A 13,023-nucleotide genomic window follows, 5' to 3' on the forward strand; every position below is an offset into this window, starting at 1 on the left:
AACATGGCACGCACTCTCAAACTGAAAATTTACCGTTACGATCCGGACCAGGACGCCAAGCCGTACATGCAGGACGTCACCGTCGAGTTGAAAGACACCGACAAGATGCTGCTGGACGCGCTGCAACGCATCAAGTCCGACGTCGACGATTCGCTGGCGCTGCACCGCTCGTGCCGCGAAGGCGTCTGCGGTTCCGACGCGATGAACATCAACGGCAAGAACGGCCTGGCCTGCACCACCAACCTGAACGAGCTGTCGGAGCCGATCGTGCTGCGTCCGCTGCCGGGCCTGCCGGTGATCCGCGACCTGATCGTCGACATGACCCAGTTCTTCAAGCAGTACGATTCGATCAAGCCTTACCTGATCAACGATTCGATCCGTCCTGAAAAAGAACGCCTGCAGACCCCGACCGAGCGCGAAGAGCTCGACGGCCTGTACGAGTGCATCCTGTGCGCGTGCTGCTCGACCTCGTGCCCGTCGTTCTGGTGGAATCCGGACAAGTTCGTCGGTCCGGCCGGCCTGCTGCAAGCCTACCGCTTCATCGCCGACTCGCGCGACGAAGCCACCGGCGCGCGTCTGGACAACCTGGAAGATCCATATCGTCTGTTCCGCTGCCACTCGATCATGAATTGCGTCGATGTCTGCCCGAAGGGTCTGAACCCGAACAAGGCGATCGGCAAGATCAAGGAACTGATGGTACGCCGCGCAATTTAAGCAGCACGATACGGGCGGCGATGCCGTCGCTCGTTTTAAGATAAAGTAGCACCGCCATATGACTGAAACGAATCATTCTGCGCATCAGTCCGACCCAGCCAACAGAGCGCGCCTGCGCTGGCGCTCCCGCCGGGGTCTGCTGGAAAACGACATCATCCTGACGCGTTTTCTCGATGCGCATGAAACCGAATTGACCGACGAAGAAGTGGACGCGTTCACGCGGCTCCTCGATTTGTCGGACAATGACCTGATGGATCTGGTACTGGCCCGTAAAGAGCCGGAGGGCGAGGTCGACCTGCCGCATGTGCACGCACTGCTGCAGCGGCTGCGCCTGGCGTAACGCAGTATTTACACACCCAGAATTTCGCTTTTTTTATAAGTAGCATCTCTCCAAAGAAGGAAGAGTCCATGAACATCTCTGATAACAAAGCCACTCTGTCGTTCTCCGATGGCAGCCCAGCGGTCGAATTCCCGATCTACAAAGGCACCGTCGGCCCGGACGTCATCGATATTCGCAAGCTGTACGCCGGCACCGGCAAGTTCACCTACGATCCAGGCTTCATGTCGACCGCGGCATGCAACTCGTCGATCACCTACATCGACGGCGACAAGGGCGAGCTGCTGTACCGCGGCTACCCGATCGAGCAACTGGCGGTGAACGCCGACTTCATGGAATCGTGCTACCTGCTGCTGAACGGCGAACTGCCGGACGGCGTGCAGAAGCAGAAATTCGTCGACACCGTGACCCAGCACACCATGGTGCACGAGCAGATGCAATTCTTCTTCCGCGGGTTCCGTCGCGACGCGCACCCGATGTCGGTGCTGGTCGGCACGGTCGGCGCGCTGGCCTCGTTCTACCATGATTCGCTGGACATCAACGACGCCCAGCAGCGCGAAATCTCGGCCATCCGCCTGATCGCCAAGATGCCGACCCTGGTCGCGATGGCCTACAAGTACTCGATCGGCCAGCCGTTCATGTACCCGCGCAACGATCTGTCGTACAGCGCCAACTTCATGCGCATGATGTTCGGCAATCCTTGCGAAGAATACAAAGTCAACGACGTGCTGGTGCGCGCGCTGGACCGTATCCTGATCCTGCACGCCGACCACGAGCAGAACGCATCGACCTCGACCGTCCGTCTGGCCGGTTCGTCGGGCGCCAACCCGTTCGCCTGTATCGCCGCCGGTATCGCTTGCCTGTGGGGCCCTGCCCACGGCGGCGCCAATGAAGCCGCGCTGACCATGCTGAAGGAAATCGGCAGCGTCGAGAACATCCCTGCGTTCATCGCCCAGGTGAAAGACAAGAACTCCGGCGTCAAGCTGATGGGCTTCGGTCACCGCGTCTACAAGAACTTCGACCCGCGCGCCAAGCTGATGCGCGAGACCTGCTACGAAGTGCTGGAAGAGCTGGGCCTGCAGGACGACCCGCTGTTCAAGCTGGCGATGGAACTGGAAAAGATCGCGCTGAACGACGAATACTTCGTCTCGCGCAAGCTGTACCCGAACGTCGACTTCTACTCGGGCATCGTGCAATCCGCCCTGGGCATCCCGGTCTCGCTGTTCACCGGTATCTTCGCTATGGCCCGTACGATCGGCTGGATCGCCCAGTGGAACGAAATGATCGCCGATCCGGAACAGAAGATTGGCCGTCCGCGCCAGTTGTTCGTCGGCTCCACCACGCGCGAAGTCAAGCCGCTGGACCAGCGTTAATCCGGCGCCGCGACGCCGCACATGAAAAAACGGGCTTCGGCCCGTTTTTTTTATTTCTCCCGCATCAGCTGGTCGAACACGGCGACGCTGTCGTTGTCGATGCGCAGGAACTGCACGCCGGTCTTGTAGCCCAGCTCCGCGTCGGGGTCGCTGTAGACCACCTGGCCCATCGCCAGCACCTTGTGGCTGGTGTCGCCCAGCTGCACCTGGAACGAGACGGCGCAGTATTGCGCCAGCCGGATCCGGCTGTCGGTCTGCAGGCTGATGCCGCCGTGCGACAGGTCCAGCGTCTGCACCTCGTGGCGGCTTTCGTCGGTCATGGTCAACGTGGCCGGCTGGCGGACGCTGTGGCGGAGGGCGGTTCGGGCTTTCTGCGTCATGGCGCAACCTAATAGTGACTTTGGGAAAAGATTATCACAATTGCGCCGAGGCCACACGATCGCTATGGCCGATGGCGGCGATCGGGGCGCAGCACCAGCAGCCACCAGCCCAGGACGCCGAGCGTCATCTGCGGCAGGTTGAACAGGAATTTGTCGAGGGTGGCGTCGCGCCGTTGCGGCCAGGCGCTGTTGGCGGTCTCGGCGATGATGTTGGTGTGGTAGAAGCACAGCGCCAGCAGCAGCAGCGCGGCGATGACCCAGATCGCCGGCAGGCTGGTGACACGATGCCGCAGCAGCGCCGCGACCGGATACACCAGCACGCAGCAAAACACATACGAAAACAGGTTGGCCGCCAGGTTGGCCAGGCCGGCGTGCGGCAGCAAGATGGGCACGGCGCAGATCGCCACCGCGAGCATGACGGCGATGACGGGATGGGCGTGTTCCGGCCAGGAGTTGAAGCGGCTGTTCATGGAGGAGGGCGCGGTTGAGAGGGCACCATTGTAGTGCCATTCCCCGGTTCTCCGCTGCGGCTTATTTTTCCTGGTCCAGCAAGGCCTGGATTTCTTCGCGTTCCTTTTTGCTGACATGGCCGCCGCGCAGCGCGGCCAGCACCAGGGCTTTCCCCGAACCGGAGAAGGCTTTCTGGATCAGCTCCTTCAATAGATTGGTTTGCAGCGAGTCCTGCTCCTGCGCCGGTGCGTAGACGTGGGCGCGCTGGCTTTCGTCGCGCGTCAGCAGGCCCTTGGTGTGCATCACCTGCAGCAGCCGCAGCACCGTGGCGTAGTTCATGTCGGGACGCGCCTGCATCGCCGCCTGGTGCACTTGCTTGGCGGTGGCCGGGCCGCTTTGCCACAACAGGCGCAGCATCTCCAGCTCGGATGGCGTCGGCTTGGGTGGGGCGGGCTTGGTCATGGTTGCGTCGATTTCAGGTACATACGTCTAGAATAAAATATCTAGACCGGTTTGTCTAGTCCGACGTGCGGTTCACACTCCTCAATTTCCCCTTCTTTGTTGCGCCGATTTGTATTTCATCCCTTGCTTGGGCATGAATCGGCGCGCAAATGACTTTAATCAAATGCTGCGGTGCGGCGGCCAAGCATATTTACTACTTGGTATTAATATTATTAAAAAGACTGATTAATAATCAGTGGAATTATTTATTTTAATAAACTTCATAAGTGCCTGATTTTTATAATTATTTTTTCATGGCTATGCTATGCGTAATTGCGCACTCAGTTGGTGAATAAAGAATCCAGTTTGGTGCGTCGCACTAAAATAGTTTGATTTTAAATTGGTGATAATTAGTATTAATTAATTCCGTTGGTAATTCCTTATTCGCTGGGGAGGTCGTCATGAACGCAATTGTGAATTTATATTCACGACAGCAACATGAAGCTCCCGCGCCGCTGGCGCGAGATGCTGTGCTGTATCGCTTGCAACGCTCGCGCAGCGATGCCGCACCCGAGCGGGACGCCGGTTGGCTGTCGTACTGCGGCGAGCAGCTGCTCGACAGCGTCAACGACGATGCGGCCGCCGCCGCCTTCGCCGCCGACAACCAGCTGACCGATACCTTGCAGCGCCGCTTCGAGGTCTACGCGCAAATCAATCCGGGCGCGGTGGCGGTGAAGACGCCGGGTATGCAAGTGACCTTCGGCGAACTCGACGCCCAGGCCGACGGGCTGGCGGTGTTGCTGCAACAGCGCGGCCTCGGCCCCGGCAGCCTGTGCGTCATCGATATCGCACCGTCGGTGGCGTTGGCGCGCGCCGTGGTCGCGGTGCTGAAGGCGGGCGCCGTCGCGGCCTTGCCCGGCGCCGCGCCCGCCGCCGGCAAGCCGTTGCTGGTGTTGACCGTGGCCGCCGCCGAGGCGTCGGATCCCTTGTGCCGCGGTTGCGCCGAAGACGGCGCCGGCCTGCCGTACGCCTGGCCGCAGGAATATCCCACCCATCGCCTATCGCCGGCGTTCGCGCTGCGCAGCGCCAGCGCCAACGGCACGCCGCAGCTGTCGACCCGCAGCCACCTGGCGATCATCGGCGACCTGCTGGCCTTGCAGCGGGTGCAGGCGCTGGGCCACGGCGACGCGCTGCTGCTCAATCCGGACATCACGCCGTCGACCTTTCCGTGGGAACTGTTATGGCCGCTGTCGCACGGCGCACGGCTGGTGGTGCCGGCGGCGGCCGAGCTGGCCGACCCCGGCCAACTACGGCGCCTGATCCGGCGCGAACGCATCACCGTCATGCATCTGGTCCCGGTCCTGCGCGGCCTGCTGCGGCAGGCGCCGGAGGAACTGGCCGACCTGGACTCGTTGCGCGCGGTGTTTTGCGCGTCGCCGGCGGCCGCCGACCCGGCGCCGTGCCTTTAAACAGCAATAGGAGAGTGGTTCAATGCAAACTTCAATCAATTCCATCAAGGTCATCGCCGTCACGCCGGCGCACCGGCTGGCGCCGGAGATCGCGATCGCCGCCTGTCGCGCGCAAGCGGTCGGCATCCTCGATCTCGGCCTGGGCGCCGAGGCGACGGCGCGCCGGGCCGCGCTGTCGGCGCTGGCGCGCGGCGCCCAGACCCGGGGCGGCTGGGGCGTGCGCTGGAACCATGCCGGCCGGGAGCTCGCCGCTCTGGCCGAGCTGGTGCGCTTGAGCGACGACCCGGCCGCACCGCTCCAGCTGCCGCTGCTGGTGCTGGCGGGTGTGCGCGACGATCAGATGGACGCCGCGCGCGTGGTGGCGGCTGGCGTGGCGCGCGCGGTGCTGCTGGAAGTGTGCGACCTGGACGGCGCATTGGCCGCCGCCCGCGCCGGCTACGACGGCGTGATACTCAAGGGGCACGAAGCGGGCGGCCGGGTCGGCGCGCTGTCGTCCTTCGTGCTGTTGCAGGAATGCGCGGGCAAGCTGGACCTGCCGTACTGGATCCAGGGCGGCATCGGCATCCACACCGCCGCCGCCGCCGCTTTGGCCGGCGCCACCGGCGTGGTGCTGTGCGAGCAGCTGTGGCTGGCCGCCGAGGGGCCGTTCGACGCCGCCGCGTCGCGCCGCGTCTGGTCGCACCTGGACGGCAGCGAAACGGTGCTGGCCGGCGCCGGCGCGGAACGGCACCGGCTGTTCGCCCGCTCCGGCCGCGCCCGCCTGCGCGAGGTGGAACTGGCGCAAGCGGCGGGCGAATCCTGCTGGCCGCTGTTGAGCGCGCATTTGTCCGCGCCGGACGACGGCCTGATCGCGCTGGGACAGGAAATCGCCTTCGCCGCGCCGCTGGCGCAGCGCTACGGCACGGTGGGCCGCATCATCACCGCCACGGCGGAAAGCATGGCCGACGCCGCGCGCCTGGCCGAGGCGAAGCGCGCGCTGGCGCCGGGCGCGCCGCTGGCCGCCGCGCTCGGCACGCGCTATGCCGTGGCGCAAGGCCCGATGACGCGCGTCAGCGACGTCGCGCCATTCGCGCGCGCGGTGGCCGGCGGCGGCGCCTTGCCGTTCCTGGCGCTGGCGGTGATGCGCGGTGCGGAGGTGCGGACCATGCTGGAAGCGACCCGCGACGCCATCGGCGCGCTGCCATGGGGTGTCGGGTTGCTCGGTTTCGTGCCGCTGGCGCTGCGCCAGGAACAGCTGGACGTGGTGCGCGAGTTCCGTCCGCCGTATGCGGTGATCGCCGGCGGCCGTCCCGGCCAGGCGCGCGAGCTGGAGGCGTTGGGCATCACGACCTGGCTGCATGTGCCGTCGCCCGGCCTGTTGAAGGGTTTCCTGGACGAGGGCGCGCGCCGCTTCGTGTTCGAAGGCAGCGAATGCGGCGGCCACACCGGCCCGCGCGCCAGCTTCACGCTGTGGGAACAGGCGATCGGGGTGCTGCTGGAGAGCGAGCTGAAGGATCCGGAGACGGTGCAGCTGATGTTTGCCGGCGGCATCCACGACGCGCTGTCGGCCGCGATGGTCGGGGTGCTGGCGGCGCCGCTGACGGCGCGCGGCATGCGCATCGGCGTGTGGATGGGCAGCGCCTACTTGTTCACCGAGGAGATCGTCGCCAGCGGCGCGGTGGTGGCGGAATTCCAGCGCCAGGCGCTGGCCTGCCGCGACACCGCGCTGCTGCAGTCCGGCGTAGGCGTCTACACCCGCTGCGCCGAGACGCCGTTCTGCGCCGAATTCGAACAGCTGCGGCGCGAGTTGGTGCGCGGCCCCGGCTCGCGCGAAGAGACGCTGCTGGCGCTGGAAAAGATGAACATCGGCCGGCTGCGGATCGCCGCCAAGGGCATCGTCCGCAATCCCGATCCCGCCGCCGCCGAGCGTTACCTGCAAGTCGACGCCGAGGCGCAGCAGCGCGACGGCGTCTACATGCTGGGCGACGTCGCCCGTCTGCGCGACCGCGCCTGCAGCATCGCCGAGTTGCATGCGGCGGTGTCGGACGGCGCGGTGGCCTTGCTGGAGCAGGCGCAGACTCGGGCTGCCGCGACGGCGCCGGCCCGGCCCGGCACCGGCCGCGACGAGATCGCCATCGTCGGCATGGCCGGCCTGTGGCCGGGCGCCCAGACGCTGCGCGAATATTGGGAAAACATCGTGCGCGGCGTCGACTCGGTGCGCGAGGTCGATCCCGAGCGCTGGAACCCCGAGCGCATGTTCAATCCGAAGCGCGGCACGCCCGACCAGGTGTATGCGAAGTGGGGCGGTTTCCTCGACGACATCGCTTTCGATCCGCAACGCTACGGCATCGCCCCGGCCAGCCTGGCGTCGATCGAACCGATGCAGCTGCTGGCGCTGGAGGCGGCGCGGCTGGCATTGGCCGACGCCGGCTTCGACCGCCGGCCGTTCCCGCGCGAACGCACCGCGACCATCTTCGCGGTCGGCGGCATGGCCGACCTGAGCAGCTACTACAACTTCCGCACGCTGCTGCCGCTGTACCTGGACCGGGTCGCCGGCCTGGCGCCGGAGCTGCGCGGCCACATCGTCGCCACCCTCAACCGCGAGGCGCTGCCGGCGTGGACCGAGGATTCCTTCCCCGGCATCCTGGGCAATGTGGTGACCGGCCGCATCGCCAACCGGCTCGACCTGGGCGGCAGCAACTACACCGTCGATGCCGCCTGCGCCGCGTCGCTGGCGGCGCTGGACGCGGCCGTCAAGCAACTGCGCCACGGCGACGCCGACGTCGCGCTGGCCGGCGGCGTCGATTGCACCAACGGCGCGATCGGCTTCATGTGCTTCGCCCAGACCCACGCGCTGTCGCCGAACGGCCGTTCGCGGCCGTTCGACCAGGGCGCGGACGGCATCGCCATCAGCGAGGGCGTCGGCGTGCTGGTGCTCAAGCGCCTGGCCGACGCCGAGCGCGACGGCGACCGCATCTACGCCCTGATCAAGGGCATCGGCAGCGCCAGCGACGGCCGCAACCGCAGCCTGACCGCGCCGCATCCGGCCGGCCAGGTGCTGGCCTTGCGGCGCGCCTACGAGGACGCCGGGATGTCGCCGTCGGCGGTGACGCTGATCGAGGCGCACGGCACCGGCACCGCGCTGGGCGACAAATCCGAGCTGGCGGCGCTGGCCGCGTTCGCCGGCGACACGATGGCGCGCCAGGGTTGCGCGCTCGGCTCGGTCAAGTCGATGATCGGCCACACCAAGGTGGCGGCCGGCATGGCGGGGTTGATCAAGGCCGCGCTGGCGCTGCAACAGCGGGTGCTGCCGCCGACCATCGGCGTCGAGCGGCCGACCAGCGCCATCGATCTGGCCAACTCGCCGTTCTACCTGAACACCGAGGCGCGGCCGTGGCTGCACGCGGGCGATGCCGCGCGTCATTGCGGCGTCAGCGCCTTCGGTTTCGGCGGCACCAATTTCCACGCCGTGCTGGGCGAGTACACCGCCGGCTACCGCGGCGCCGACGCCGCCAGCCTGCATCCGCGCGGGATCGAACCGTTCGCCTTCGCCGCCGCCGACCGCGAGCAGATCGGCATCAGCGTGCGCGCCCTGCTCGATGGGCTGGCGCCGGCGCGCGACGCCGACCTGGCGCCGCTGGCCTACGCGGTCTATCGCGAGCAGCACGTGGCGCGCCGCGCCAACGGTGGTCATCCTTGCCGCCTGGTGGTGCTGGCCGGCTCGATCGACGAGCTGCGCACCCGCTTGCAACGGGTGCTGCAACTGCTGCCGGAACACGCCGAGATCCGGCAGCCGCCGGCGATTTTCTACCGCGAAAGCACGGCCGATATCGGCGGCGTGTGCTTGTTGTTCCCGGGGCAGGGATCGCAGCGGGTCAACATGCTGCGCGAGCTGCTGCTGGGGCAGCCGGCGTTGCAGGCCGGCTTCGCCGAGGCGCCGGCGGTCGCCGGCCTGGTGTATCCGCCGCCGGTGTTCAGCGACGCCGAGCGCGAGCTTCAGCAACGCGCGCTCAACGCCACCGAAGTCGCACAGCCGGCGCTGGGCCTGGTCGGCATGGCGGCGTTCGACCTGCTGTCCTGCTATGGACTCAGGGCGGACTTCGCGGCCGGGCATAGCTATGGCGAATATGTGGCGCTGTGCGCGGCCGGCGTCATCGGCCGCGCCGATCTGCAACGCCTGTCGGCGGCGCGCGGCCGGCTTGCCGCCGGAGCGCCGGCCGGCGCCATGGCGGTGCTCGACGGCGATGCCGTACAGGTGGGCGCGCTGCTGCAACGGCATAGTCTGGAGGCCGGCATCGCCAACCTGAATTCGCCGACGCAGACCATCATCGCCGGCAGTGTCGAGGCGATCGACGCGGCGTTGCTGGCGGCCGCCGGGGATGGGGTGCGCATCCGCAAGCTGCCGGTCAGCGCGGCCTTCCATTGTCCGCTGATGGCCGGTGTGCGCGACGCGTTGGCGGCGGAGCTGGCCGAGGTGGCGTTCCTGCCGCCGCGCATGCCGGTGTATTCGAACACCAGCGCCGCGCCGCACGCGGCGGACGGCGGCGAGGTGCGGGCCTTGCTGGCGCGGCATATCGCCGAGCCGGTGCGTTTTGTCGAGCAGGTGGAGGCCTTGTACCAGGCCGGCGCGCGCATCTTCATCGAGTGCGGGCCGGGCTTGGTGTTGAGCGGGCTGGTGGACCAGATCCTGGCGCAGCGGCCGCACACCACGCTGGCGCTGGATGCGCCCGGTCGTCCGGGATGGCAGCAGCTGGCGCAGCTGCTGACCCAGGCGCTGGCGATCGGGCTGCCGGTCGACCTGGCGCCGTGGTTCGCCGGACGCGGGCTGGAGCAGGGCGACGTGGCGCAGGTGCTGGCCGGCGCCCGGCGCCGCGCCGAGCCGCCGGCGCTGGCATGGCGCGTCAACGGCGGCCGCGCGTTGCCGTGGCGCACGGCGCCACCGCGCCTGGCACTGGCGCCCGCCACGCCCGCCACGCCGGCCACGCCCGCCGTTCCCGGCCCGGCCGCCATGCCGGTAGTCGCCATGCCGGTAGTCGCCGCGCCGGCGGTCGCCGACGCCGTGCAGGCGGCCGCCACGCAGGCCGTCGTCTCAGCCGTAGCGCCGTCGGCCATGGCGGCCACCATGGCGGCCGCTGCCCCCGCGCTGTTACAGGTGGTTCCGGCCGCCATCGCGCCGACTGATTTACTGGCGGTGGCCGCGTCCGCGCAAGCATCGGCCACCGTCACCCCCGTGCTGACGCGCTCGGCGCCGGGTCGTTTTCCCCGCAGCGTAGCGCCCAGCAGCCCCCGACCTTTGTTCCCCGCCCATTACAGGAGAAGCATGATGAAACTTGACGACCATGTACCGGATGACCGGCTTGCCGGGATTCCCGGCTCGCCGTCGCCGGTGAACCAAATCCAGGACAGCCTTAGCCGCCTGCTGGATCTGCAACGCGAGCAGCAGTTCAGCCTGCGCCATTTCCTCGACTTCCAGGCGCAACTCGCCGGCCTGGGCACCGAGCGCTGGGCCGAGACGCCGGCAGCGTCGTTGGCGGCGCCGCAGCAATCAGCGCAGCCCATGCTGGCGCACGCCGCGTCCGCCGCCTTCGCCGTCGCCGCCGCGCCGGCATCGGCGACCACGCACGCCGCCACCATTCCGGCGGCGCCACTTGCGGCATCCGCGCCGCAAGCCGCCGTGTTTGCGGCACCCCCGGCGACGGCCGCGCCGGCCGCCACCGCCCGGCCAGCGGCGCCATCCGCATTTGCCGCCGAAGCCGCCGCCGCTCCGCCACTGGCGGTCGCGCCCGCCGTCACCGAGCTGGGCGCGGTCAAAGCGCCGCAATTGCCGCCCGAACTCGCCGCCATCAACGGCGCGCCGCACGACGCGACCGCATCGGCCGGCGGCCTGGCCGTTCCCGACGCCGCCCAGTTCAAAGCCGAACTGTTGCAAGCGGTGGCCGACCGTACCGGTTATCCGACCGACATGCTGGACATGGACGCCCACATGGAAGCCGATCTCGGCATCGACTCGATCAAGCGCATCGAAATTTTCAGCGGCCTGACCACGCGCTACAACCTGATCGGCGACCGCGACGAGGAAACCGTGATCGCCGAGCTGTCCGGCTACAAATCGCTGAACGAGATCGTCGCCTGGTACGCCCGCTCGCTGGAGCCCGCGCCCGCCGACGGCATCGCGCTGGGAGACGTATCGCCAAAAAAAGCCCAGGCTCCATTGCCGCCGTCGTTTGAGGCAATGGAGCCCGGCATGACCGACACCGCCGCCGCGGCAAGCGGCGATCCGGTCCGCTGTTACGAGTTGCAGGCGATCCGCGCCGACCTCGGGCTGGACGCGGCCACCACCGAGTTGCCGGCGGCGGCGGCGGTGCTGCTGCTCGGCGCCGACACGCCGCTGAGCGCAGCGCTGGACGAGCTGCTGGCGCGCCTCGGCCACCCGGTGTGGCGGCTGCTGCCCGCCACCACCACCCGGCCGCTCGACGCGCACCGGCACGAAGTCGACTTGTCCACGCCGGAAGGCATCGCCGCCTGGCGCGCGCTGGCCGACCTCGACCTCGCGCACGGCCTGATCCTGGTCAACCTGATGGGATGCGACGACGCCGCTGCGGCCGCCCACCTGGGCGACGCGCGCGCGCTGTTCCTGCTGCTGAAGGCGCTGGCCACCGAGCTGCAAACGGCGGCGGCGGCCGGCGCCGGCTGGCTGCTCAACGCCACCCGCCTGGACGGCCAGTTCGGCCTGAGCCGCTCGCGGCCGCTGGCAGTGGGCAGCGCCGGCACGCTGGGCGTGGCCAAGACCGCCGCCCGCGAGTGGTCGGCGCTGCGGGTGCGCTGCGTCGACACCGCGCCGGGGCTGGAGCCGCAATGGCTGGCGCTGCAATTGTTGCGCGAATTGCGCAACGCCGAGCGCGACATCGAAATCGGCTACACCGGCGCCGGCCGCTGGCGCCTCGGCCTGCGCGACCAGCCGCCCGCGCCGGTGGCGGCCCTGGCCGGCATCGCGCTGGAGCCGGGCTCGGTGCTGCTGGTGACCGGCGGCGCCTACGGCATCACCGCCGACATCGCCTGCACGCTGGCGGCGGCCTACCGGCCGACGCTGGTGCTGCTGGGCCGCAGCCCCTTGCCCGGCGCCGAGGACAGCGATACGCGCGGCATCGCCGACCCCGCCGCCTTGCAGCGGATGTTGATCGGCCGCATGCGCGCCGGCGACGCCGCCGTCACGCCGGCCCAGGTCGGCGGCGCGTTGAAGCGGATCCTGAAGGAACGCCGCATCCGCGCCAACCTGGCGGCGATGCGCGCCGCCGGCGCCGAGGTCGAATATCACTGCCTCGACGTGCGCGACGCCGAAGCGCTGGGCCGGCTGATCGACGATGTCCACGCGCGCCACGGCCGCATCGACGGCGTGCTGCACGGCGCCGGCGTGATCGGCGACAAGCTGATCGTCGACAAGACGCCGCAGGGCTTCGACGCGGTGTTCGACACCAAGGTGGCGCCGGCGCTGGTGCTGGCCGAGAAGTTGCGGCCGGAAGGCCTCAAGTTCATCGCCTTTTTCTCGTCGGTGGCGGGGCGCTACGGCAACGCCGGCCAGTGCGACTACAGCGCCGCCAACGAAGTGCTGAACAAGCTGGCCGACGACCTCAGCCACCGCTGGCCCGGGGTGCACGCGCTGGCGATCAACTGGGGGCCGTGGGACGCCGGCATGGTCGATCCCGGTCTGAGAAAACTGTACGCGGCGCGCGCGATCCAGCCGATCGCGGTGGACGAGGGGCGGCGCCAGTTCATGCGGGCGCTGAACGGCGGCGCGCGCGGCGCGCCGGAATTGGTGATCAGCGCCAGCGTGCGCCAGATCGCCGCACTGGCGCGCTGACGCCGCATCCCATTTTAATGAT

Annotated in this window: 8 protein-coding genes; 5 read left to right on the forward strand and 3 right to left on the reverse strand. The window is 68.3% G+C overall.

Annotated features, from left to right (window positions below):
- Nucleotides 1–3 precede the first annotated feature (3 nt).
- From GW587_RS13965 to gltA, 3 genes are all read left to right on the forward strand, one after another.
- Complete coding sequence (locus GW587_RS13965) at nt 4–714, forward strand: succinate dehydrogenase iron-sulfur subunit (RefSeq protein ID WP_166103919.1); 711 nt, start codon at nt 4–6, stop codon at nt 712–714.
- Between the two features lie 58 nt (nt 715–772).
- Nucleotides 773–1,054 (forward strand): FAD assembly factor SdhE, encoded by a 282-nt coding sequence (locus GW587_RS13970; protein WP_166103922.1) that lies wholly within the window; start codon nt 773–775, stop codon nt 1,052–1,054.
- Nucleotides 1,055–1,122: 68 nt separating this feature from the next.
- Entirely contained in the window at nt 1,123–2,424 is a 1,302-nt protein-coding gene (gltA, locus tag GW587_RS13975; RefSeq protein WP_166103924.1) for a citrate synthase, read from the forward strand.
- Between the two features lie 50 nt (nt 2,425–2,474).
- Here the strand turns inward: gltA and GW587_RS13980 are convergent, their stop codons facing one another.
- From GW587_RS13980 to GW587_RS13990, 3 genes are all read right to left on the reverse strand, one after another.
- Entirely contained in the window at nt 2,475–2,804 is a 330-nt protein-coding gene (locus GW587_RS13980; protein ID WP_166103927.1) for a PilZ domain-containing protein, read from the reverse strand.
- A gap of 62 nt (nt 2,805–2,866) precedes the next feature.
- Nucleotides 2,867–3,274 carry a hypothetical protein gene (locus GW587_RS13985; RefSeq protein ID WP_166103930.1) on the reverse strand — a complete coding sequence of 136 codons (408 nt, stop codon included), beginning with the start codon at nt 3,272–3,274 and terminating at the stop codon, nt 2,867–2,869.
- 61 nt (nt 3,275–3,335) lie between these two features.
- The gene (locus tag GW587_RS13990; RefSeq protein ID WP_166103932.1) at nt 3,336–3,716 is read right to left on the reverse strand and encodes a BlaI/MecI/CopY family transcriptional regulator; all 381 of its coding nucleotides are present in this window, start codon (nt 3,714–3,716) and stop codon (nt 3,336–3,338) included.
- Nucleotides 3,717–4,156: 440 nt separating this feature from the next.
- Between GW587_RS13990 and GW587_RS13995 the strand changes: the two genes are divergently transcribed.
- Together GW587_RS13995 and GW587_RS14000 are read left to right on the forward strand one after the other, a co-directional pair.
- Nucleotides 4,157–5,164: an AMP-binding protein gene (locus GW587_RS13995; RefSeq protein ID WP_166103935.1), complete on the forward strand. Its 1,008-nt coding sequence runs from the start codon at nt 4,157–4,159 to the stop codon at nt 5,162–5,164.
- 22 nt (nt 5,165–5,186) lie between these two features.
- The gene (locus tag GW587_RS14000; RefSeq protein WP_166103938.1) at nt 5,187–13,001 is read left to right on the forward strand and encodes a type I polyketide synthase; all 7,815 of its coding nucleotides are present in this window, start codon (nt 5,187–5,189) and stop codon (nt 12,999–13,001) included.
- Nucleotides 13,002–13,023: the final 22 nt, after the last annotated feature.

Source organism: Duganella aceris (assembly GCF_011090165.1).
GTDB lineage: Bacteria > Pseudomonadota > Gammaproteobacteria > Burkholderiales > Burkholderiaceae_D > Rugamonas > Rugamonas aceris.

Bases quoted from the DNA above. Each gene is read 5' to 3' on its own strand.
- GW587_RS13965 (WP_166103919.1), top strand. From the start codon at position 4: ATGGCACGCACTCTCAAACTGAAAATTTACCGTTACGATCCGGACCAG.
- GW587_RS13970 (WP_166103922.1), top strand. From the start codon at position 773: ATGACTGAAACGAATCATTCTGCGCATCAGTCCGACCCAGCCAACAGA.
- gltA (WP_166103924.1), top strand. From the start codon at position 1,123: ATGAACATCTCTGATAACAAAGCCACTCTGTCGTTCTCCGATGGCAGC.
- GW587_RS13980 (WP_166103927.1), bottom strand. From the start codon at position 2,804: ATGACGCAGAAAGCCCGAACCGCCCTCCGCCACAGCGTCCGCCAGCCG.
- GW587_RS13985 (WP_166103930.1), bottom strand. From the start codon at position 3,274: ATGAACAGCCGCTTCAACTCCTGGCCGGAACACGCCCATCCCGTCATC.
- GW587_RS13990 (WP_166103932.1), bottom strand. From the start codon at position 3,716: ATGACCAAGCCCGCCCCACCCAAGCCGACGCCATCCGAGCTGGAGATG.
- GW587_RS13995 (WP_166103935.1), top strand. From the start codon at position 4,157: ATGAACGCAATTGTGAATTTATATTCACGACAGCAACATGAAGCTCCC.
- GW587_RS14000 (WP_166103938.1), top strand. From the start codon at position 5,187: ATGCAAACTTCAATCAATTCCATCAAGGTCATCGCCGTCACGCCGGCG.